The 23353-nt window shown below is 52.1% G+C and carries 19 protein-coding genes; 3 read left to right on the top strand and 16 right to left on the bottom strand.

The window, feature by feature from the left end; all coding sequences use genetic code 11:
- Nucleotides 1-118: 118 nt before the first annotated feature.
- The 15 genes from ACFSW8_RS02630 to ACFSW8_RS02560 all read right to left on the bottom strand — a co-directional run bounded on the left by ACFSW8_RS02630 (nt 119) and on the right by ACFSW8_RS02560 (nt 17818).
- Nucleotides 119-2767 (bottom strand): beta strand repeat-containing protein, encoded by a 2649-nt coding sequence (locus ACFSW8_RS02630; protein WP_377177357.1) that lies wholly within the window; start codon nt 2765-2767, stop codon nt 119-121.
- Nucleotides 2768-2894: 127 nt separating this feature from the next.
- Nucleotides 2895-4142 carry a L,D-transpeptidase gene (locus tag ACFSW8_RS02625; protein ID WP_377089125.1) on the bottom strand — a complete coding sequence of 416 codons (1248 nt, stop codon included), beginning with the start codon at nt 4140-4142 and terminating at the stop codon, nt 2895-2897.
- Between the two features lie 75 nt (nt 4143-4217).
- Nucleotides 4218-5507 (bottom strand): GTPase HflX, encoded by a 1290-nt coding sequence (gene hflX / locus ACFSW8_RS02620; protein WP_377089126.1) that lies wholly within the window; start codon nt 5505-5507, stop codon nt 4218-4220.
- Nucleotides 5508-5657: 150 nt separating this feature from the next.
- Nucleotides 5658-6830 carry a hypothetical protein gene (locus tag ACFSW8_RS02615; protein ID WP_377089128.1) on the bottom strand — a complete coding sequence of 391 codons (1173 nt, stop codon included), beginning with the start codon at nt 6828-6830 and terminating at the stop codon, nt 5658-5660.
- A 141-nt stretch (nt 6831-6971) separates the two neighbouring features.
- A complete protein-coding gene (locus ACFSW8_RS02610; RefSeq protein WP_377177355.1) occupies nt 6972-7892 on the bottom strand; it encodes a transporter in 921 nt (306 codons plus the stop codon).
- A 197-nt stretch (nt 7893-8089) separates the two neighbouring features.
- Entirely contained in the window at nt 8090-8428 is a 339-nt protein-coding gene (locus ACFSW8_RS02605) for a c-type cytochrome (protein ID WP_377089131.1), read from the bottom strand.
- A 9-nt stretch (nt 8429-8437) separates the two neighbouring features.
- Nucleotides 8438-9382: a helix-turn-helix domain-containing protein gene (locus tag ACFSW8_RS02600; protein WP_377177353.1), complete on the bottom strand. Its 945-nt coding sequence runs from the start codon at nt 9380-9382 to the stop codon at nt 8438-8440.
- Between the two features lie 38 nt (nt 9383-9420).
- On the bottom strand, nt 9421-11748 hold the full coding sequence (locus ACFSW8_RS02595; RefSeq protein WP_377177351.1) for a heavy metal translocating P-type ATPase: 2328 nt from the start codon (nt 11746-11748) through the stop codon (nt 9421-9423).
- A 32-nt stretch (nt 11749-11780) separates the two neighbouring features.
- A complete protein-coding gene (locus ACFSW8_RS02590; RefSeq protein WP_377089134.1) occupies nt 11781-12533 on the bottom strand; it encodes a sulfite exporter TauE/SafE family protein in 753 nt (250 codons plus the stop codon).
- A gap of 118 nt (nt 12534-12651) precedes the next feature.
- A complete protein-coding gene (gene ccoG, locus ACFSW8_RS02585; RefSeq protein WP_377089135.1) occupies nt 12652-14067 on the bottom strand; it encodes a cytochrome c oxidase accessory protein CcoG in 1416 nt (471 codons plus the stop codon).
- A 10-nt stretch (nt 14068-14077) separates the two neighbouring features.
- Nucleotides 14078-14248 (bottom strand): hypothetical protein, encoded by a 171-nt coding sequence (locus ACFSW8_RS02580; RefSeq protein WP_377177349.1) that lies wholly within the window; start codon nt 14246-14248, stop codon nt 14078-14080.
- 51 nt (nt 14249-14299) lie between these two features.
- Complete coding sequence (locus tag ACFSW8_RS02575; RefSeq protein WP_377177347.1) at nt 14300-14944, bottom strand: cbb3-type cytochrome c oxidase N-terminal domain-containing protein; 645 nt, start codon at nt 14942-14944, stop codon at nt 14300-14302.
- A gap of 19 nt (nt 14945-14963) precedes the next feature.
- Nucleotides 14964-15125 carry a hypothetical protein gene (locus ACFSW8_RS02570; protein WP_377089138.1) on the bottom strand — a complete coding sequence of 54 codons (162 nt, stop codon included), beginning with the start codon at nt 15123-15125 and terminating at the stop codon, nt 14964-14966.
- A 12-nt stretch (nt 15126-15137) separates the two neighbouring features.
- Nucleotides 15138-17636, bottom strand: coding sequence for a cytochrome-c oxidase, cbb3-type subunit I (gene ccoN / locus ACFSW8_RS02565; protein ID WP_377089139.1), 2499 nt, complete (start codon nt 17634-17636; stop codon nt 15138-15140).
- Nucleotides 17633-17818, bottom strand: a complete 186-nt coding sequence (locus ACFSW8_RS02560) for a hypothetical protein (protein ID WP_377089140.1) — start codon at nt 17816-17818, stop codon at nt 17633-17635. The genes ccoN and ACFSW8_RS02560 overlap by 4 nt, the downstream gene beginning before the upstream one ends.
- A 353-nt stretch (nt 17819-18171) precedes the next feature.
- Between ACFSW8_RS02560 and rsmD the strand changes: the two genes are divergently transcribed.
- The gene (rsmD, locus tag ACFSW8_RS02555; RefSeq protein WP_377089142.1) at nt 18172-18726 is read left to right on the top strand and encodes a 16S rRNA (guanine(966)-N(2))-methyltransferase RsmD; all 555 of its coding nucleotides are present in this window, start codon (nt 18172-18174) and stop codon (nt 18724-18726) included.
- Complete coding sequence (locus ACFSW8_RS02550) at nt 18727-20004, top strand: 3-deoxy-D-manno-octulosonic acid transferase (RefSeq protein WP_377177345.1); 1278 nt, start codon at nt 18727-18729, stop codon at nt 20002-20004.
- 146 nt (nt 20005-20150) lie between these two features.
- Here ACFSW8_RS02550 and priA read toward each other — a convergent pair whose 3' ends face one another.
- Complete coding sequence (gene priA / locus ACFSW8_RS02545; RefSeq protein ID WP_377089144.1) at nt 20151-22373, bottom strand: replication restart helicase PriA; 2223 nt, start codon at nt 22371-22373, stop codon at nt 20151-20153.
- 218 nt (nt 22374-22591) lie between these two features.
- Here priA and ACFSW8_RS02540 point away from each other — a divergent pair, with 218 nt between their 5' ends.
- The gene (locus ACFSW8_RS02540; RefSeq protein WP_377177343.1) at nt 22592-23314 is read left to right on the top strand and encodes an SGNH/GDSL hydrolase family protein; all 723 of its coding nucleotides are present in this window, start codon (nt 22592-22594) and stop codon (nt 23312-23314) included.
- The last annotated feature ends 39 nt before the right edge of the window (nt 23315-23353 follow it).

Here is a 23353-nt window from a genome sequence, read left to right as displayed (position 1 = left end):
CAACTCATCCCAAACCAATAGAAAGGAAACAAACTTACCAGTTGACCTCTCTTCACATAAAAGCCCACCGGCGGGGATGCGCGGGTGGGCTAGTAGAAAAAAAGGAAGTAGCGATGGATTAGCGTCTACGTCGGAGGATGAGGGTGATGGCTCCTAGGCCGATAAGGCTGAGTGAGGAAGGCTCTGGTATGGCAGTGACGATGGCGAGGTTTAGGTTTTGGTTTGCGACGTCATCGATAATTTTGAATTCGAGCCCTCCGGAGAGTGAAGGGAGAGCATTGAAGGTGTAACTGGAGTCGAGGTCTGCACCGGCAAAGCTGAGGCTACCACCTGAGTAATCGAAGAGGGTCCATTCTTGGCCAGCTGTGGCACCGGCAAAGCTTCCAATATCGATGATATTGATTTGGCCGCCGAAGGTCAGCGCTCCACCGACCGCGATGTGGTCACTGAAGGATGGTGTGCTTGGTTGGGTGCCATCGAGTTCAAAGTTGATGAAGGCATTGAGGGCGAGGGTGAGGTCCCCATTGAAGGTGAGGAGTCCTGGGCTATTTCCTGGGTCGAGGGTTGCGCCATCAAGGATAGCTGTGGCACCTGTGATGACTCCAGAGCCACCGAGGGTGGCGCCATTATTCACCGTGATGTCGCTATTGCCCATAGAACCGTTGAGGTAGAGTGAGCCTGCGTTGACGACTGTATTCCCCGTGTAGTAGTTCGTGCCAGTCAGGGTAAGTTTGCCCGCGCCTTCTTTGACGAGTGAGCCATTGCCTGAGATGTCGTTCGCTACAGAAAAGTCGTCGGATCTGTTGAAGCGCAGCGTGGATGCGTTTTGGATATTAATGGCTCCTGAGCCAAGTGAGCCAGAGGTGCCGCCGTTACCGACTTGGAGGGTACCATTTTCGATACGTGTCCCGCCGGTGTGGGTGTTATTGGAGGTGAGGATAAGGGTCGAGCCACTTTGTTTATTGAAGAGTCCGGCACCGCTGATCAGGCCTGTACCTGTGTAGGTGCTGCCTGTGCTACCATTCCAGCTGAGTGTGGCATTGGAGCCAATTTCTAGGTTGGCATCTGAGGTGACACCATTGGTGCTGAAGAAGAAGCTTCCTGAGCCATTGTCTTGGACGGTGATTTTGGAGCCAGAGGCCCCGAGTGCTTCAGCATTATTGAAGCCAATATCTCCATTGCCAGTTCCTGAGAAGTTCCAGATACGAGAGGTGGCGGAATTATCACCTGTGATGAGCATGCGGCCGGTGCCCTTCTTATTAATGGTTCCGAGGCCTGCGAATGTGTTGGCGACGGTGAATGTGTTACTGCGATTGAAGGTGAGTTGCGCTCCAGAGTCGATGGTGACAATGCCAGAACCGAGGGCGCCAGTTGTTCCACCATTACCGACTTGGAGGGTTCCTGTGCCGCCAACAAAGGTATCCTTGTAGTTATGGTTATTGGTGAGAGTGAGGGTGCCGGATCCGAGTTTTTCTAAGTTAATGCTACGTGCTCCATTATTATTTTGGTTGATACGGCCGTGGTACTCGGTGTCTATATCTTGATTGACTGAGATGGTGCGATTTCCGGCGCCTGATCCCCAGTCACTGCGGAAGTTGCCGTATCCGCTGAGTGAAGCGACTGAGAATTTAGGGAGGGTGGTGCCATCTCCCCAAATGTCGTGGAACACGATATCGCCTCGATCTGAGCTCGAAGCCCCCATGTCGAGGTGAAAGCCACCAGAGGTATTGTCGAGAAAGCGGAGCCAAGAGCCGTTGCCGCCGCGGAATCGCAAGGTGCCTGATCCTGTGATTGCTGCATCGATGCCGTTGTAGTTGCTATTACGGTTGATGATGAGTTCTGCACCATCTGCGATGGTGACGTCACCGGTTCCGAGGAGACCAGAGGATCCACCGTTACCAATCTGGAGAATGCCGCCATTGATGGTGGTGGTTCCCGCGTAGGTGTTATTGGCGGTCATGGTGAGGGTGCCGGAATTGCCCTTGATGAGGTTACCGTCTCCTGACATGACGCCTGAGAAAGTTTGGTCGGCGGAAGAGTTGACATGCAGTGTGTCACCGGATCCAACAGAGATAGCACCCGCATAGCTACCTGCACCGAGCGAGCCGGCACCGGCGATTTCAAGTATGCCTTGGTTGATGGTGGTGTTGCCGGTGTAGGTATTGATGCCGGTAAGGCGAGCGACACCTCCTGAGCTGTGATCACGGATGATGCCACCAGAGCCACTGATGATGCCTGAAATTTCGGTTGTGCCGCCAGCTGACCAGAGAGTGAGGTCATTGGCTGCTAGATTCACATTACCAGTGACTGTAAGATTGCGTGAGGAGACCCAACGTTGGGTGTTGGCGAGGGTGATGTCGGCATGGATGGTGAGGGAGCCACCAGCAGAGGAATTGAGAACGATGCCTTGAGCAAGCCCACCGGTATAGTCGTTGTTGCCGGTGAGGGTGAGAGTATTGCCGGCATTGATTGTACTATTGTAATTTTGGGAGCCACCGTTGTTGTCGAGTCGGAGGGCTCCAATGGTGAGGTCTGAGCCGAGGTCTAGGATTCTATCTGCACCTTGGCCGCTGCTTCCGAGCCAGAGAGTGTCAGAGGTTCCAATGGAAGTCGGGTTGGTGGGACCTGCAACGCTAGTCCACCAGCTGGTGGTTTGCGCAATTGGGTCGTTATTATTTGCTTTGTAGAAAGTTGCTGCAGTGGAGTGGGCTATGGGGAGTCCAGCTGCGAGGAGGCTAGCTACGAATGGGGTGTACTTCGATTGCATTGTGTTGGTCTGGTTCGGTTGGGAATGAACGTGATCAACTGGCAATCATAGTGGTGTAGTGGCGGCTGCGTAGTAAGAAATGGTGGTTTGCTTGGAAAACCACTGGTGTGAGGGGGGGGTGAGATAATTATTTGATAATCACAGTAGCTCCGGGGCGGATGATCTTGGGGAGTTTGACAACATCCCAATTAGCCATGCGAATGCATCCTGCGCTCCGGCCTCGGCCGATACGTTCAGGTTTATCGGTACCATGGATGCCGATACCTCTGCGGCTGAGTCCCATCCAGTGGACGCCGACGGGGTTATTGGGGCCAGCGGGGATGGTCAGGCTGGTGGTGCTACGCTGACCAGTCTTTAGGAGCGAGTCATCGAAGCGCCAGGTTGGAAATTCGATGGAGTTGTTCATTTTCCAGGTCCCTCTGCGAATGAACTGGGGTTTGCCTGGGGTGATTGGGTAGGCTGCGACGATTTCGGCGCGGTGTTCATCGTGGATGGTCAGTTGTTGATCTGGTTGTGGGTCGTCTTCGACGATCATCGCTCTGGGAAGGCCGGCAGCGGAATCTGGGACGATTTCGATGCGAGTGGGCGCTTCGACGAGGTCGGAGGTTTGTTCAGAAGCTGGCTCTGTGGTGGGGGGATCGATGGGGGCGAGTGGCTCGTAGATGCGGATTTGGTGTTTGGTGGTATCGATGACTGCCCAGCGTTGGCTGAGGACTGGGTCGGACTTGTAGGTTCTGCCGTGCGCCATATTTTCGATTCTGAATGGTTCGATGTTGGGAACGCGCATGGCGGTACGAACGGTGGCATTGTCGATGAGGGTTTTGCCATTGATGAGTTTAAGAAAGTCGACGGTGGTATGGTAGCGCTCTGCCATGAATTCGGCGATAGAGCGGTATGGCATATCTTTACGAGTTGCTTGGTAACCGCGGTTGTCACCCCAGCGGAAGCCTGTATCGACATACTTGGTAGCGATTTCGGGGACGATGGCGGTGGCGTAGAGGGTGGGAACTGACTGGCGGGCGTCTTCTTTGACTTTGTCCCACTCGCTATCTTTTCGGCCGAACTTAAAATTGTAAGCTTCTATCGCCATTTTTGTGTAGGTGCCCATTTTTCCATCGAGGACACCTGGGCCGAAATTTTGTTGGTCTAGGAAAATTTGGAGGCGTGCGATTTCTTCGCGATCTTTGGGGATTTTGATATCTTGGCCTGAGCCTTCATCGATGGGTTGGGCTTTTGGGGGGCTGGCGTATGGGAGTTGACTGGCTTCAGCGGGGTTGGGAACAGGAGGCACGGGATCTGTGGACAGCGCAGTGGGCTGGGTAGTTTGTGCCAGAAGAGCGAGTGGGCTGAGCCAGATGAAAACGAGCGAACGCATAGGTGTCTGATGATTACGCCGCTACCATTCCACTCTTTCGTGGAAGAATCAAGTTTGAGCCAGTGGAGGTAGGACTTATTCGCTGAGGAAAGGGTCGAGTCTTCCAGCGATGATGCTTGGAACGATCGCGTTTACGATGATGTCGTTACCTTCGTAGTCGGTGGAGATGACTTTAGCTTCCGAGTGGAGGAGAGCTGTGAGGTCACCTCGGCTTTGAGGAATCTTGTAGGTGCGGCGTCGCACTCTATCGCCGAGCATTTCAGAACATTTATGCTGGAGTTCATCGATGCCGATTCCTTGTTTAGCCGATACGAGAATGGTGTTAGGGAAGCGGTCTTGGAGTGATGCGAGGATGCTATCGTCCTCGATGGTGTCTACCTTATTGAGGACAGTGATCATGGGTTTGTCTTCCGCTCCAAGTTCTCCGAGCACGTGCATGGTAGTTTCGAAAAATTCGATGGCGCGTGGGTCACTGGCATCGAGCACGTGGATGAGAAACTGGGCTAGGACAGCTTCTTCGAGGGTGGCCTTGAAGGCTTCGACGAGTCGGTGAGGAAGGTTGCGCACGAATCCAACCGTGTCAGTCAAGAGGAGGGTTTGACCGTCGGGGAGTTCGATAGAACGGGTGGTGGTGTCAAGAGTCGCAAAGAGCATGTCTTTGGCGAGGATGTCAGCACCAGAGAGTTTGTTGAGGAGGGTGGATTTGCCCGCATTGGTGTATCCGACGATGGCGGCGTGGGCTGTGTCATTCTTTTCTCGGTCCTTGCGGCGGGTAGCACGCTGGGTGCGCACGGCTTCGAGTTCACGTTTGGTACGATCGATTCGTTTCCGGGCGAGTCGTCTATCGACTTCGATTTGTTGTTCCCCCATTCCGCGTGCGGCGCCACTTCCGCCGGAGCCGCCGCCCCCTTCGCGGTCGAGGTGCCCCCACATTCGCGCCATGCGTGGGAGGGCGTATTGCATGCGGGCGAGGTCGACTTGGAGGCGTGCTTCTTTGGTTTGAGCGCGTTGGGCAAAGATATCGAGGATGACTTCTTCGCGGTCGATGACGCAGATCTGGCTTAATTCTTCCCATTCACGTTGTTGTGAGGGGGCGAGTTGGTTATCGAAGACGATGCAATCGCATTCATGGGCGCGGGCGTACTCGGCTATTTCTGCGGCTTTTCCGGTACCGCATAGGTACTTTTTATGCATTGACCGGGAGTGGGCGAGATGGAGTTCAGCGATGCCGATACCTAGAGTGGTGACGAGCTCTTCGAGTTCTTCGAGGAGGCTGATATCATCATCTTGGGCGCGGCGGTCGAATGAAATACGCACGAGCAATGCGCGCTCGACCATTTCTGGTTTTTCCCTGACTTCGAACATGTGTCAGGTCATAGAAAGGGGATTTGTCAGTGAGGACAACACTTTTTCGAGCAATCTGGTGTCGGTGTGCAGAACGGGAGCGATCCCCTAGCTTCACGACATCAAAGCGAGGGGATCTGGAGCTTCCTTGAGGTTGAAGCAAAAGTGGGGTTATTCGGCTTGGAAGATAGGAATATCGTTGAGGTCAAATTGCCAGCCGGGGAACTCGCGCAGTGCTTTATAATCTTCGTTTGCAAGATGGCCGAAGACGAGTGGGGGGAGTATGTTACGGCCATCGGAGCCTTTTGTGTATTCTTTTCCTTTCTCTTCGATCATGAGCACGAATCCGACTTTACCGCCTGGGTTTTCACCGATGCCGATATCGAGTTGGATGGTCTCTCCTTCGCGGAGGGTGAACCAATCACCGTAGACGAGGTTGGGGCCAAAGGGGCTCTTGTGTGACGGCTGGTCACGGGAGTTGGCTCCACGTTTTTCGAGTGCGGGTCTGATGTTTGGCCAAGGTGCGATAAGTTTAGCGTTATTGTTGATGGCAGCACCGAGGTAGTCGTCGCCGAAGCCCACGAGGCGAAAGGTCCCGGATTTCGGAGCTTTGACTTTACCGCTGTAGTGGACCATCCAGCCACTGGGTTTGACGATGTCTTGGACATTGAAGAAGGTGGGGGCTGCATTGGCATTTGAGAATGGAATGGCAATGTAGCGCACGAAGAGCTCGTCAGGGGCTTTAAAGTGGTCGCGCAGACCGGAAGCCTTGAAGCGAGAGCTCTGGAATTTTTTAGCAAACTTGATGAAGTCCGCATTGTTGCCAACGGTATAGTCTTTGCGGGTATTACCACGTTTGTCTTGTTTGAAATCGTAGAGGAATCCACCGAGGGTGCCACTGAGCTTCGTGGGGGTGCCGAAGCCAGATGCGGCTCCGCCAGCTCCTGTACCGAAGTCGGTTCCATCGCCGAGACCGAAGTCATCACCAATGCCGAAATCGAGGTTCAATTCAGTGGCTTCCACATCCAGTGTTGGGATCGAGATTGCTGAGGCCATGTTGGCGACGATTGTGGGTGTCATGGCTGAGGTGGGGGAAGTGGGTTTACGCTCCACTTCGGTGCGCGTCTGAGGTTTTTCAATTGGAGGGTCGTCGGTGAGGGAGGTCTTGAAAGGGATCATCTCGAGGTTTGTCTTTTGCTCAATGCTCATCGTGATGATGAAGAGGATGAGGCCCACGAGAAAGGTTCCAAGGATGGCAATCAGGAGGGAGGAGATCGTCGAGTTACGTCTCTGAGCAGCTAAGGCAGCACGAGCATGTGGGGAGGTCATAGCGTGAATACTCATACCCTCATAACTCATGAGCTGGAGATTTTCTTAGATGGAGCTGCTTAAAATGATGAAAAAAGAGCCGCTGTGGCAGCCAATCCACAACGGCTCTTTAATACTATCACTACTCAGAAAGTGAACTTATGGGGGGAAATTTGTCTAGAAGGTCCAGACGATATCAAGGGTGATGCGTGAATCGGTGAGTCCGTCTTCATCATTAGTGAGGGGGATCTCATAGGCGGCACCCACATTGACGCAATCGGTGAATTTATAGCGTGCACCTGCAGCCAGGGTCACTGTGTCTTTGTTGACGCGTCCATCTTTAGAACCAAAGTTGATGAGGTCGAGGCCGTCGAATTCGAGGAGTTGGCCGAGATTTGCTCCTTGACCCTCGCCTTCGCTGAGCACGCGGAACCAATTGAGTTCGAGGAGTGGAACGAATTTTTCGGTGACATGATAGCTCACGTGGCCACTGAGGAAGGCAGTAGTGGATTCTTCACGGCCGTCGAAGGGAAGTCGAGTGCCTAGGGCTCCAGAGAACTGCCAACCATCGTGAAGTTTCAGGGCTGACATGATGAGATTCGCTGCTCCATCTCCATAGCCTTGGTAGACATCGCGGTTACCAGTGGGCACTTCGATGACACCAGATCCGGAGAGGACGAACTCATTGGTAGGGTCGTAGATGAATGCGTATTTGAGGCCAGCTGCGAGGTTGGCAAAGCCAGTGGCTTGGGGAACTGACTTGTCTGGGTTAAAGTCGACATAGCCATCCTTTGTGGCAATCAGTGAGATGCGTTCGTTAAAGGCGTACTCTAACTGAACGGCGAAGATATTTACATCCCCTCCAACAGGAACCTTGGTGCCGGCTGCGGAAATTTGGTCGGGCAGCTTGTGGTACATGTAGATACCGTGGATGTTAGTCTTAGGGAGAGCGTTGCCATGGAAAGTTGGGTTGGAAATAGGTGTGATGGCATTGGCAAAGGCGTCGGGAGTGGCCGCGACAGGAGCCATGGGGGGACCTGCTTGTGCAGTGATAGAAAGGCCAGCTAGAAGGCCTGTAGCAATAAGGTAGTTTTTCATAATGATTGAATCCTGATATTGGTGGAACCGAGGGGTGCTCGGCTGATGTGGTTACGCTAGCTTGTGGCGGGGGATTCTGCTGTGCAGCGATTGCTCCAAAGCTGCGCATATTTTGCCTAACAGATCAAATTGTGAGGTGGGGGAACAAAAAAAGCGCCCGATGTGGGCGCTCGAGAGAGGGGGGGAGGGTTAAAAAATTAGTTTTGGGAGGCAGCCTCTTTTTTCACTTTGCTAGCGGCGATGACGTACTCGGTAACGAGGCGTTCTTCTTCTTCTGAGAGCCCGGCATTCCAAGCCATCCCGGGAACGATCTTGTGCCACTCTTTAGTGGGGATTTCATTTGGGATCCATCGTTCATGGCATTGTGTGCATTGGCGCATGAAGATGGCGTGGCCTTTACCGAGGTCTTCGAGCGGGGTGCCTGTGGATGCGGCCATGGCCTTTGAGGGGGCGAATGGGTCATCATTTTTTGGTTGGGTACAGGCCGCGATGCAGGCGAGGAGGGTGGCAGCGGCAGGTATGATGAGGGTTTTCATGAGTAGATGTTAGTTTGAGAGTTCCGCTTTATATTCGGTGGGTGATTGTCCGGTGTAGCGGTGGAAGCTACGGTTGAACTGTGAGAGTGATTGGAAGCCAGTTTCGTAGGCGATTTCGATAATGCGCACGTTTTTGCTGGTGAGCAACTCTTTGGCCATTTCGATTCGGTGTCGGTTGATATATTCTACGACGGTGAGGCCGGTAGCTTTCTTGAATTGTTTACAGAGGTAGCTATTGGTTACATTGGCATTTTCGGCGAGGGCGTCGAGGCTGATTTTTTCTGAGAGTTTTTCGTGTATATAGCGTTTGGTAATATCGACGATGCCACCGGACTTGGGGTTAGGTTTGATCAGGAGGTTGTTGGCGAGATCCGAGAGTTGGAGGGCGAAGGCGCCGAGCAAGGTGAGTCGGGATTTGTACTCGTCTTTAGTATAGACTTTGGCTTCGTCGAAGAGGTAGACGACATCACGGGCAACGTGTGGTGGCATGGCCTCGGAGACTTTTAGAAAGAAGTCAGGGTCGATTTCTTTATTGTCGGTACGGACTTGTCCTGAGCGGAGGTAGGCGACGATACCGAGTTTGGTGTTTACGGGGATGAGGGTGGTGGTGATATTGGCATCGCAGGTAGCAGTGAATGCTTGTTGGTCGATGCGTTTTGAGAGGTCGAGAGTGTGTTCAGTGCAACGATTTTTACAGACTTCAGTATCGAGCATGAGGGAGCAGAAGTCATTCTTGCAGCGAGAGGATTCATCTTCAGGGGTACTGATGATATCGGGATGAATGAGAGCCAAGGTTTGACCTGTGACTTGTTCGAAGGCTGTTCGGTAGATCGAGAAGAGGTCGGTGGCGAGAAGTTCGGTATAGATGGTATCGGCTTCTTTAGGAATGCTGTTGTGCGTTGTTTTGGTCATCCAGTAGGGGAGGCTGCTTGCTCCGCGTGGGGAAACTAGCATAAGCGGTTGGCCATCGCAACTGTGGAGAGTGAGGGAGCTCATGAGCGATTACGTTGGTAGGGTTGGCTGACAATAGCGATGCTCAGCAGGGAACTAAGTGGCATCACGATCGCAGCGATCAAGGGGGACATGAGACCCAGTACGGCAACGATTAGCACCGTGGCATTGTAGAGGAGGGTGTAGGCAATTAAATTGAGCTTACGTCTCCGTCTTTGGGCGCCGATGCGGATCATTTCTGGGAGGAAAGCCATGGTTTCATCGGTGAAGAGGAAGTCGACATCAGCGGTGAGCATGTTGATGTTGGCAAAGGGGGCGCCGCTGAGTGAGGCCGCTTGGAGAGCGGGGAGGTCATTGACTCCGTCGCCAAGGTAGAGAACTGGCTGTTGCTTTTCTAACAACTCAATTGCTTCGAGTTTATCGTGAGGGAGGAGGTCACCTTGGAACTCTTGGATGCCGAGATGTTTGGCGAGTTCGTGGACGCGTTTTTGGGCATCGCCAGAGAGTATTCTGCAGGGGCTTGTCAAGGTGTTATTAATAGCGGTGATAGCTTGGGTGGCTTCACTACGTGCTGACTCAGAGAAGTAGAAGTCGCGGATTGTGTGTGTGTCAGAGGTAAACGCGCAGTGGAGTGATTCTGCATCATGGCCAGAAGAGTTGCGGCCTAATTGGAAGTTGCGACCATCATCTAGGGTCATGGAGGTACCGCGGCCAGGAGTTTCGACAACTTCGTTAGTGAAGGAGCTATTGGTGGTTCCGATTTGGATGAGTTGTGAGAAAAGGGATCTGCTGAGTGGGTGGAGTGAGCGTCTGGTGAGGGTGAAAAGAATTTCTTTATGTTCAGTGGATAGGGATTCCAGAGGTGTGGTCTCAGTGAGTTGAGGTTTATCGAGTGTGAGGGTGCCTGTTTTGTCGAAAACGACTTTACCAATGCGCGTGAGGTGCTCCCAGAAGCGTGAAGTGAGTGGGAAGATACCAAAGTAATGGGCGTATTTTGAGCTTCTGGTGTCGAGTAGGGGGAGGGCCAAACCGATGCCGCAGGGGCAGGAGACGACATAAATGGAGATGAGAACCTGAAATGACTTTACCCAATCGCCGGTCACTAGCAGCCAAGCGGCTCCTGCGACCAGACCTAAGACGATGATGACCGCGAGGTAGACTTGGATTGCTTTTTGCTGCGCTTGCTTGTTTGTATTGTTAGATTGTCGCGTATCGGTACTGAGGAGTTTTGCGATCGAGTTATCTTCGGTGGTGGAGGTGTTCGTTTGTACGGATATTGGGGTGGCGCTTTGGTTGACTGCACCTGCTGGGATGATGGCAGCGTGCTTAAAGAGTTGGGAACTGGGCTCCCCTGTGAGCCAAGCGAGTGAGAGATCGGCCTTTTCTGCAAGGAGGCTTGATTCGACTGGGACGACTGTACCTGGGGGGACGATGATGACGCTATCTGACGGAATATTTTCAGTATCTAACTGCTCGCCTTCTGGGGTGCGATAAAACTCAGGAATGGTAGTGTCAGTTTGGAATCTCTTATTGGCACGATTGAGTGAGGAGATTTGCAGTTGTTTCCCGAGCAGCATGAGGAAGGTAAAGATCGCCACAAAGTCGAAGTAGAAGAGAGCTTCGTGGCCAGTATACCAACCGATGAGTGAGCCGACATAGGAGAGAATGAGTCCCAGAGAGATGGGGAGATCCATATGGATGCCACCGAGTCGCAGTGCTGTCCATGCACGCTTAAAGAAGTAAGACCCTCCGACGAGCAAGGTGAGGGTGGAGGACGCCACGACAATGATGGTAAGGAGGCTTGAGAGGTCCTCACTGGTTTCCATGCCATTATAGCGTGGGAGGGTGAAGGCCATGGTGTTCATGGCGAGACCACCACAAATTCCGAGTCGCATCACTAGCGAGTCGGTAGTGCCTTTGTGTTTGCCTAATTTTTTGGGAAGGATTTCGTATCCGAGTTTAAAGAGGTCATCGGCGACCTCGGCAAGATCACATTGGTTTATGTCGATAGTGAGGTCGATGGAGCCTTGGGTGTTGTCGGCACAGGTTTCTAGGACTCCCTTGTGTTTTTTTGCTGCGGTTTCCACAAGCCATACACAAGCCATACAGGACATGCCGCTGAGACCAAGCTCTAGGCTTACAATGGATTCTTGGGTGTCTGCGTTGGCACTTTCTTGGAGCCAGCTCCAGTCTTTTTCTTGGAAGGGGCGTTCTCGGAGGGGGGAGAGGGTATCGTTAGACTTAAGCTTGTAAAATAAGTCGAGACCTTCGTCGTGAATGAGGTTGTAGACGCTTTCGCAACCGCGGCAGCAGAATTCCACTGAGGTACTCTTGAGAATAGGGGTGGAGCAATGTTTGCAGGCAGACAAGGTGATAGAAGGATATGAATGATGGTAGAACTCTAGTGGCAACAGCTGGGGAGATCCTTTGTAGTTGCCTCCGCCGGTGTTTCAGCTGCCTCTTGATTCGGGTTTTGTTCTTCAGCAGCCTGAGCGTTGTTCGTGAAGGGTAAGGTGCCTTGGAGTCGGATTGCTAGGATGACGGTTACGGCAACAAGAAAAGTGCTGCGTAGTCGGTTCTTCCATGGCCCTGGGATCCATTTTGTTAGGAGTCGAGTTGAGGACTGTGCCGCCCAGAGCAGGGGGATGGTTCCAAGGCTGAAGCAAAGCGCGATTTTAGCGCCTGTTAGAGTAGATCCTGAGAGTAAAGAAACACCGAATATGAGGTAGAGTGGGGTACAGGGAAGGCAGGGTGAGATGACACCTAAGAGCCCCCCTGCAACACCTGGAGGTTTATTCTGAGCCCAAGCCTTGGCCTTGTAGTATGGGAGGGTGAGAAACTTGAGTTTTGGGACTTGGATGAGATTAGGGAAGGCTGTGACGAGGAGAAATGGAATCATCAGCCACGGTAGGATGACCGCTGGTGAGTCGAAGAAGAAGCTGAGTGGTTGCTTTCCTATGAGACCAGCGAGTCCACCGATAATGGTGTAGGAGACGACTCTGCCGAGGTGGTAGGCTGTAGTTTCTAACAGCGCATGATCTCGACTTTTTGATTTACTGGTAACCGAGCATGCGAGTGGGCCGCACATGCCGACGCAGTGGATACTGGTAGCGAGTCCTGCACTGAGTGCAGCGATGGTACTCATTTCAGTCATTGGTACTGAGAGTGAGGTTATTGTTTAGAGATGGAGATGATGGTAAACCAGGCACAGACGAGGATGATGTGCATGAGAATGACCCAGAACCATAGGCTTTTATAGAATTGGAGTATCTTCATTTGAGATCTTCTTTGTAGAGTCTTGGGTTAGGGCCCAGGAAGCGTGAGGAAAGTTGTTGTTGGGAGTCGTCATCAGCGGTGACGGTGAACTGGATATTGATTGGGCCATTGTAGTCATCGACGGGGGATAGAACCGAGAGGGTGATTGTAGAGCTACCGAGGGGAGAGACGGTCATGGATCTGTCATCGACTACAAGTTTGTTAGTCGCTTTATCATCGAGGGCGATGGTATAAGTCGCTTCTCTGTTGCGTTTATTAGTAATGTTGACGACGAAGGTATTGCGGACTCCTTCTTTGCTTGCGTTATAGGTGGTTTGGCGCATGCGAGTGAGGTCGGCGTAGAAGGGTTTTGCCTTACTGATGAAAGTGGCGGTGAGTGCGCTGAGCCCCATCAGGGTAAAGAGGAGGTAGAGGAGGATACGCGGGCGAATGATTTTACGCTTTCCAGTTTCAATTCCAGCAGTGGAATCGTAGCGGATGAGGCCAGTGGGTCGGTTGACCTTTTTCATGATGTCATTACAGGCATCGATACAGGCGGAGCAAGCGACGCACTCGAGTTGGAGGCCATTGCGGATATCGATACCTGTTGGGCAGACATTGATACAGCGTTTGCAGTCGATACAGTCACCTTTTGGGGTCGTGTCACCTTTGCGCATTTTGCCGCGAGGTTCACCGCGTTTATGGTCGTAGAAGACGGTGACAGTTTGGTCATCGGTGAGGGCTGATTGGAATCTCCCGTAGGGGCAGAGGATGATACAGAATTGTTCACGGAACCAGCCAAAGCAGAAGGTGAAGATGGCCGTAAATGAGAGGATGAAGAGGAACTGGCTAATATTTTCTGTGGGAGCCGAAGTCATTTTTTCCCAGACGCCTGGGATGGAGACAAAGTAGGCGAGAAAGATATGTGCGAGGATGAAGGAGGCTAGGATATAGAGTCCCCATTTGATGGTGCGCTTGAGGGCTTTTGATCCTGACATGGGCGCGGCATCGAGCTTTTTACGTTTTGGGCCGTCACCATCTACGAAGCGTTCGATTCGGCGATAGAGGTGTTCGAGGAAGACGGTGTATGGGCAGAACCAGCCACACCAGACACGGCCGACGAGTGAGGCGAGAACGAAGAGGCTGAAAGCGAGTCCAGAGACGAGGAAGAAGAAAACCCAGAAGTCTTGAGTCAGGAGGGTGAGGCCAAAAAAGTGGAAGCGTCTTTCAGCGAGGTCGATGAAGACGGCTGGGTAGCCATTGATTTGTATCCATGGCAAGAGGATGTAGATAAGGATGAGGACCCATGCCGTGATGCGGCGGCGAATGGTGAAGGACCCTTTGACATCCGCTGGGTGGATATTGAACTTAGACCCATCTTGATTGATGGTGGAGAGGGTGTCTAAGTTCGGTGATTTTTGGTGTTGGTCCACAGTGCCTTATTTACTTGGGGTCTTGTTGGGGAGTGGCTGTGGGTTTGCTGAGCTGAGACGCAAGTTTAGCACGTTCTTGGCAATTCTTGCATGCGGTGCATTTGTCTTTGCAGGGCTCTTTTTTACGGTTGGGATCTGGGTGTTGCATCGATTGATAGGTTACTTTGTTAGGTGTTGCCATGAGGCGCAAGCGTAGGGACGGAGCCCACGCCTCATGGCGCATTGGGAGGAATTATTTTTTGTATTCTTTGAAGTCATCAGGGTTGAGGCTGATGAGGTAGGCTGTGACTTGAGCGACTTGTTCGGCTGAGAGGCCGGATTTCCCCCATGCAACCATCTTGAGGCCATTGTATCCGTTACTGCCTTCAGGTGTGCCTTCATTGATAATTTTGAAGACGTCCATGGGTTTGGCGCCGTAGTGCCATTCTCCGTCATTGAGGGCACGGCCTGTGGTGCCTCCATTTGCGGCGAGGTCAGCACCATGGCAAGCAGCGCACATAGAAGTATAGATACCTTCACCCGCGGAGACGACCGCGGTATCGGTTGCCCAGTCATTGACGAGTGAGCTGTCATCCATGTTATCGAGGAGTGCTTTGAGCGCCTGAGCTCGCTGTTCCTCAATTTTTGCGACTCGCTGGTCCATCACCTGTGTGGATGAGGGAAGTAGGTCGAGTGTGTAGTAGAGGGTGTAGTAGATGAAGAATGCAGCGATTGCCCCCCAGAGGGTGAAGAGCCACCAGTTAGGGAGTTTCTGGTCGTATTCTTGGATACCATCGTATTCGTGTTCGCGCAGGACGATTTCTCCCTTTTCGCGTGCGTAATCGGCACGTTTGATAGCTTCGTTAGAAGTGATAGGATCTTGTTCCATTTTATCCATGGGTCAAATTGGTTGGGGGTTAGTCGTCGAGGTCGATCGCATTTTTAGCGATTTGCTGAGCTTTCTCCTTATCCATTTTCATGGCGTAGACCATGTTGAAGACGAAGAGTCCGAGGGTAATGATGAAGAAGGTAATTTGAGCCAGCTGCTCCGGATTTTCTAAGACGTATTTTTTGATCATCGTGTTATCGGGTTAGCGTTTGGCGGTATCTTTTTTAATTTTACGGTCCGGGTCCTCGAATGGAGCGGGAGCGGGTTCTTTTGGATTTCCATCTTCATCGAGAGGGACTTCCCAAGCTCCGAGTTTTTGCATGTATGCGATGAGGGCGATGATTTCTTTTTCGGCGAGTTTCGCTTCAATTTCTTCGCGGCTCATGTCATTGCCGGCCCATGGGATGGATGGGTTTTTGTCGACGATGGACTTAGAGATTTCGAGTGCTTGCTCGTAGGCATGCTGTTGGATCTCGTCGTCAGACATGATTGGGAATGGCACTTTAAACATGTCTTTTTGGATTTTGATTTTCTTTGGCAGTGCCTTGAAATCAGTTTCTGTTGAGACGAGTGACGAGTAGGAAGGCATATTAGACTTCACTTCGATATCGCGCGGGTTCATGAAATGGCGGTAGTGCCAGAAGTTATCACGGATACCTGAGCGCATGACTTTGGAGCCATCGACGATGTCCCCCCCTTCGCGGGCGAGGTCTGGTCCTGTACGTTTGGAGCCCCACTGGAATGGGTGGTCGTAGAGTGATTCACCGAGGCGCGAGTAGTCGCCGTAACGGACGTAGTCGGTTTCGAGCAAGCGAATCATCTGTGAGTGGCAGTTATAGCAGCCTTCTGCGATGTAGACATCACGGCCTGCGAGTTCGAGAGGTGTGTAGACGACCTGGAGGCGGTCATCGATAATCTCAGCTTTGGCAGTGAGTGTGTTAGGAATTATCTGGACGGCACCACCGATGGCAGCCGTGAAGAAGGTTACGATGGTGAAGGGGAGGTAGTTGGCAGTGATTGTGTCATGCCAGTCAGCCCAAGTTTTCGCATTTCTCTTGAATCGGATGAAGGAGAGGACTCCAAAGAAGACCATGCCGGCGAGGGCAAACCAGTTACCTGGATTGGTCACCCAGAATACGAGGGCGAGGATGAAACCGAGTACGGCAGCGAAGGGGTCTTGTTTGACAACGGTGCCGACGGTGACTCGGTCGACTTCCTTACGGTCGCGTACTACGACTTCGACGGTGGTGTCGATGGCATTGCCTCGCTTACAGGTCATGAAGAGGTTGTAGGCGAGAAGGAAGAAGCCGATGAGGTAGAGGCCTCCACCGAGTGAGCGCATGACGAGCATGAGCTGTGCTTCATCGAGGGTCTGAACGAACTGCTTCACGACGTAGCCATTTTGCGTTTCGTTGAGGGCGAGTGATTGACCGATACCGGCAACCCACATGGAAGCGACATAGAGGAGGATGCCGATGAAGCCGACCCAGAAGTGGGCATTGGCGAGTGATTTTGAGTAGAGTTCGGTTTTCCAGAGGCGTGGGGCGAGCCAGTAGAACATGCCTGCAGCCATGAAACCGTTCCAGCCGAGCGTGCCTGAGTGAACGTGACCGATGGTCCAGTCAGTGTAGTGGGAAAGGGCGTTTACGGACTTGATAGAGAGTAGTGGGCCTTCGAATGTGGCCATACCGTAGAAGGTTACGGCGGCAGCGAAGAACTTAATCACCGGGTCGGTGTGAAGTTTGCTCCATGCACCGCGGAGGGTGAGCAAGCCGTTAAGCATGCCTCCCCATGAGGGAGCCCATAAGATCACTGAGAAGAGCATACCGAGGATTTGTAACCACTCGGGAAGTGCTGTATTCAAGAGGTGGTGAGGGCCCGCCCAGATGTAGATAAAGACGAGTGCCCAGAAGTGGATGATGGAGAGTCGGTAGGAGTAGACGGGGCGGTTCGCTGCTTTTGGCAGGAAGTAATACATGATACCCAGAATGGGGGTCGTCAGGAAGAAGGCGACCGCATTGTGTCCATACCACCATTGAACGAGAGCGTCTTGGACGCCACCAAAGATTGGGTAGGAATGGGTGAGTGAGGTCGGTATTTGGAGGTTATTGACTACATAGAGCATAGTGATCGTGATGATCGTAGCGATGTAGAACCAGAGTGAAACGTAGAGCGACTGTTCGTTACGCTTGATGAGAGTCCAGAAGAAGTTCCATCCAAAGATGAGCCAAGTGACCGCGACCAACAAATCGATTGGCCAGATGAGCTCTGCGTATTCTTTACCTTGAGTGAGGCCGAGTGGGAGGGTGACAGCTGCAGCGACGATAATGAGCTGCCAGAGCCAGAAATGAAGCCATGTGAGCTTATCGGATGCGACGCGACAGCGGCAGAGGCGCTGAGTCGAGTAGTAGATACCAGCGAACATCATATTGCCTACAAAGGCGAAGATGGCGGCATTGGTATGAACTGGACGAAGGCGTCCGAAGGTGATGTATGGGATACCTTCACTTTCGGCTGTACCACCCGAGAAGAATTGGATGATAGGTCCCAGTGCTGCTGAGTCACGGACTGCGCCCCATGAGATGTTAAGTTGGAGTGAGGCGAGAACCCCAGCAGCCATTCCGACAAGCCCCCAAATGATGGCAGCCCAAAGGAAATAGCGAACGCATTTATCGTTGTAGGTAATGGTTGTTTGATTCATAGGGAATCATTTTTTGTTTGGTCTTTGGTAGATGGCTCAAATTCGTCATCCTCTAACAAAGGAAGCAGCGCTGATCGGTCAGTGCTGCTTCCTTTTTTACGCCATGATTCAGCGGCAAAACACACGATGAATATCACAGCTAAGAGGAGTGATATAAAGATGGTGAGATGGAGGACTGGCATGGCGTTGGATGCTCAATTTGAGTTGAGGGAATCTGGCAAAATCAGAAAAGATGCTCTCAGCCGATTTTGTCCAAGATAGAACAATATACGCAAACTCACTTGTTAGGGTCAAGTCAAAGAGTCAGTCGAAAATGTTAGTGTGTTTGTCTTTGTGTCTTACAGTGAGTGAGTCACGTTTGGGGTGGGAGAGGGGGCGAGAGGTGAGGGAGCCAGGGGTGTGCAAATTTTGCACAGTCACAGTGGAGGAGAAGATGGTGTGAGGGGGGCTGAGGTGAGAGTTGGAGAGGCGGGGAGGTAGAAGAGGGGCTTTTTTTAGCATTCTCAAGTGAGGGTTGAATTGGTAGCAGTCGCGTATGCGAATCATTGCAGGTAGTGCTAAGAGAAGAGAGATCCGAGTTCCGAAGGCTTTAGTGAGGCCGACGACGGACCGTGCACGTGAAGCCTTATTTTCCATTTTACAGGCATATGTTGATGGTGCGCGGGTATTGGATTTATTTGCGGGAGCGGGGTCATTGGGGTTGGAGGCATTGAGTCGTGGTGCGCATTCCTGTACTTTTGTGGAGCAGAATAAGGGATGTGTGAAGGTTGTGGGGGAGAATTTGGCAAGCTTGGGCTTAGCTGGTGGCACTGTGGTTCAGAGTGATGCTCTGGCCTATGTAAAGAGGGGGAGGGAAAGTTTTGATCTTATTTTTGCGGACCCTCCTTATTATAAGGTTCCTGGGGATACTGACTTTGCTTCTCAATTGTTAAGCGAAGCGGGGCTGCTCGGGATGTTAGCCGATGATGGCTTGTTAGTTGTAGAGGTAGATTCTCAGCACAAGCCAGAATTGGGAATGGGTTGGAGGCTTGTGGACAAGCGGACTTATGGTGGATGTACGATGTTATTTATCAAGAAAGTAGGGTCTTAGATGAAAGTGAGTGGATTATTTTGGGTGCGATTAGTGTACAATCTGATCTTACCTATTTTATTGGTTATTGGGGTGGGTCCGTGGGTCATTAAGATGTTGAAGCGGGGAGGTTTTGGCACAGGTTTATTAGAGCGCATTGGAATCTATGACGAATCTGTGGATTTTGAGCCGAGTGGGGTGGTGTATATCCATGCTGTGAGTGTGGGTGAGGTTTTGATTGCCTTGAAGTTGATAGCATCGTGGCAGAATATGTATTCGGAGGATTCTATTGTATTAGCGCCGACGACGGCGACTGGGCATGCAGTGGCGGTGGAGCAGGCACCGAGTAATGTTAGGGTGATTTATAGCCCAGTGGATTTACCATGGGTGGTGGGAGGCATGTTGAAGCGTTTTGAGCCGAAGCAATTGGTTTTGATAGAATCGGAGGTTTGGCCAAATTTATTAGCGATGGCACATGAGCGTAGGATACCGATTACGGTTGGCAACGCACGTCTTTCGCCACGGTCTGAGAGGCGTTACCAAAAGGTTCGTGGCTTGGTGGCTCCTATTTTTGGCTTGTTTGATAAGGTTGGGGTTCCCGATGCGGCGGATAGTGAGAGGTGGCAATCTATTGGAGTCTCAAGAAAAGCGATCGAGGTAACAGGGAGTATTAAGTTTGATCAGGCAGGAGCAGTTGCACCGCGTTGTCGGCCTGAGTTTCAGGAGATGCTCGATGCCTTTGGACGTGGTCGCAAGGTGGTTATGGCATTGAGTACTCATGCTGGGGAAGAGGCAATGGTAGCCGAAGCTATGTTAGAAGAAGAGGGGTTATGTGTGATTGTGCCTCGTCATGCTGAACGCCGTGATGAGGTGAGGGGGGATTTGGAGAGGTTAGGTTATGAGGTGATTCTCCGAAGCCAATTTCGGGTTCCGCGTAATCCTGAGAGTGCGTGTTTTGTGATTGATAGCACGGGTGAGTTACGTGATTGGACAGCTCATGCGGATGTGGCTATCATTGGTAAAAGTTTTCTTGGAATCGGGGGACAGAACCCGACTGAAGCGGTGGCGGCAGGTGTACCCGTCATCACGGGGCCTGACATGAGTAATTTTGAACCGTTAGTTTCGATGTTGAGAGAGGTGGGGGGCATTGAGTGTTTAGGGAGCGGGGCTGAGATCGGGGAGGCTGTGCGTCGCGCATTGAGTGGTGCTTGTAGCCAAGGTGTTGCAGCTGCGCAGCAAGTGTTAGAGCTACATCAAGGTGCAACGAGACGTACTGTAGAGGCACTGCGCGTCACCTAGCCGGTAGGAAAATCGGTTTCTTGCTTTTACTATCTCTCGACTAGGAATAGATGAATCGAGTGTGGTTCAGTCTGGTGAAGTTTGCGCTTCGCGATTTTAGAGTTAATCGGAATGAGCTTTCGTCCATTCCGTTTCTATCAATGGTCTTAGAAGAAGCCTAGGGCGTCCATATCGAAGATAATTGTGACGTCTTCAGGTGGTGGGGTAGCCGCTAGAGTGCGTTGGACATGTTGGTGGAGGGCGCGCGCCGAGGTGGATTTCAGCATGAGTTGGTAGCGGAACTGGCCGTGGGCGCGAGTGAGTGGGGAGGGCATCGGTTCTCCGATTTCAATTTGTGGAGGGAGATCTTTTTGGAGACGCTTGTGGAGGTTTTCTAGGGTGAATTCTGCGCGCCGCTCATGGGTGGATCGGGTGCCAAGCAGGGCGCAGTGTGAGAATGGGGGGTAGACGAACTGGTTGCGGAATTGGAGTTCTTGTTCTGCATATCCATCGAAGTCGTGATGGCGGGCGAACTGGATGCTAGGACTGTGAGGGGTGAATGTTTGGACAATGACTTCACCTTCTAACTCGCCGCGGCCGGCTCTGCCAGCAACCTGGGTGAGAAGCTGGAAGGTGCGTTCACCTGCTCTGAAATCGGGGACGTGGAGTCCGAGGTCGGCATTGAGGATCCCCACGAGTGTGACATTGGGGAAGTGCAGGCCTTTCGCGATCATTTGCGTACCAATGATGATGTCAATTTTGTGAGCTTTGAATTTATTTAGGGTATCGCGCAGGGCATTTTTGCGGCGCATGGTATCGGCATCGATACGTGCCATGCGTGCTTGGGGGAAGACTTTCTGGATGACCTCTTCTACTTTTTGGGTTCCGAAGCCTTGGAGGCGGATGGCCTCGTCGCCGCAGCTCGGGCATTTTTTTGGTGGGAGTGCCTGGTAGCCACACATGTGGCAGATGAGCCGTTCTTCAGTGCGGTGGTATGTTAGGGGGATGGCACAATGCTGGCACTCGCACACGTGGCCACAGGGGGGGCATTGGAGTGAGCGGGCGAATCCTCGGCGGTTGAGAAAGAGGATAATTTGTTCCCCTTGTTTGAGTTTTTTTTCCATCGAGACGCGAAGTCGATCGGAGAGGATGGCGACACGGCCTTTTTGTTTTTGGGCTTCGATGCGCATATCGAGGACGCGCATGATGGGCATTGCTTGGGAATCGGCCCTTTGGGTGAGCCGGATGAGTTCATACTTTCCCGATTGGGTATTCTGGAAGGATTCGAGTGAGGGGGTGGCAGAGCCGAGGACGACGGTCGCTTTTTCGAAGTGTGCTCGCAGGACAGCGATATCGCGGCCATGGTAGCGGGGGGCAGTTTCTTGTTTGTAGGTGTTCTCGTGTTCTTCGTCGACAATGATGATGCCGAGGTTGGTGAGTGGGGCGAAGATGGCGGAGCGTGCGCCGATGACGATGCGGGCTTCTCCGTTTCGAATGCGGTGCCATTCATCGAAGCGTTCCCCCTGAGAGAGGTGGGAGTGAAGGACGGCCACTTGGTCTTGGAGAGATGCGAAGCGGGATTTAAAGCGTTGGACTGTTTGGGGGGTGAGTGAAATTTCAGGAATCAGGACGAGGGCGCTTTTGCCTTGGTCCAGAGTATGTTGGACGGCTTGGAGGTAAACCTCAGTTTTGCCGGAGCCAGTGACGCCGTGGAGGAGGATAGGTTTAGGGGTGCCAGATTGGTTAGTCTTAGGTGTGGTGATCTGGTCGAGAGCTTGTTTTTGTTCGGGGTTGAGATTAAGTGGTGTGGTTTCGAGGAATTCTTGGTCTTCGTCTGGGTTGCGGCGGACAGCCTCTTCAATGAGCTGGAGGTGGCCTTTTTTCTCAAGTGATTTGACTGCGGCACTGACGGATCCCCCCCCGAGTTCTTTGAGGCTCATCGTTCCACCATTGGCTTGGAGAAGCTTGAGGATGATGTGTTGTTTGGGAGCGCGTTTTGCCATTTTTTCGAGCTCGTCAGCTTCAGGCATGGCGGTGAGTGAGGCAACTTTCCTAGTTTTCTCACTATGCGCGTCTTGTCTAACTGACTCGGGGAGGAGGGCTCGCATGACTTGCTCGAGAGGTGCGACGTAGTAATTGGCGATCCATTTTCCCAGCTGCATCAGCTTGGGGGTGATGAGTGGCTCTGGGTCAATCAGGGCACTGATTTGGCGTAGAGCGAAGTTCGTTTGTGGTGGAGGGCCAATGTCGATAACGGTGCCCGTAGAATCTCTGCTTCGGAGAGGCACGCGCACACGGCAGCCAGGGAGGATCTGCATAGTCTCGGGGACGAGGTAATCGAACATAAGTTCTGAGGGACCATCGATGAGGACTTTTGCGGATTGTTGCACGTGGGCGAGTGTGGTGTGAAGTTCTTTGGGTGTGAAGTGAGAAAAGGTAAAAATCGTTTACTTAAGTTTTATCGGCTGAATGCTTGTTCGTGCTGGAGCTATTGCTTGTCGATAGACATTCCTCCAGAGTGTTCTGCAGGTTTCTGATAGCATCATTATTGGGAGGGAAGTTAGGAGAGTGGTGTCCTAAATTGGGAGATGAGTACGTTATTAGGAGTATGATGAAGTTGATTGTGAGTTTATGGGCTGCGCTGAGCTGTTTAGGTTTTGCGCAGGGAGGTTATGTTCCTGAGGAGGGATCTGATGAACTCAGAAAGAAACGGGGCAAGAAGGAGATGAAAGTGGACCCCTCCTTACCGATGGTTTTGATATTGGGGGATTCGATCTCTATTGGCTATACCTCTGGGGTGCGCAAATTGCTGAAGGGGAAAGCAAATGTCATTCACAACCCAGGGAACAGCCAAGGAACGACCCACACATTGAAGCATTTGGACGATTGGTTGAAATTGCAGAAATGGGATGTGATTCATTTCAACCTTGGCTTGCACGACCTGAAGCGTGTGAAAGTGGCGGGCAGCTCTCAGAATAGCGATGACCCCAAGGATCCATATCAGGCGGATTTGAAGACTTACACGGAAAATTTAGAGAGGGTAGTGGCAAAGCTGAAAGGGTCTGGGGCTCAGTTAATTTTTGCGACGACGACACCTTTTCCAGCTGGCGTGTCTCCCTACAGAGACCCTGCTGACGCAAAGCGATACAATGAGGCAGCTTTGAAAGTAGTTGGTTCAGAAGGCATAGAGGTGAATGACTTATACGCCTTGATGTTACCGAGGCTGGGGGAAGTTCAGAGAGCAAAGAATGTGCATTTTAAGCCTCAGGGTTCGGCCTTGATGGCAGAGCAGGTGGCGAAGAAAATTTCTGCTCAATTGGCGGAGAAATAGAACTGATTGCTACTGGCGGGGAGAGTTGCTAGAGAGTGG

The sequence above is a fragment of the Rubritalea tangerina genome, from assembly GCF_042683245.1.
GTDB lineage: Bacteria > Verrucomicrobiota > Verrucomicrobiia > Verrucomicrobiales > Akkermansiaceae > Rubritalea > Rubritalea tangerina.
The sequence above is the reverse complement of the archived record's forward strand: the minus strand, read 5'-3'. Positions and strand labels throughout refer to the sequence as shown.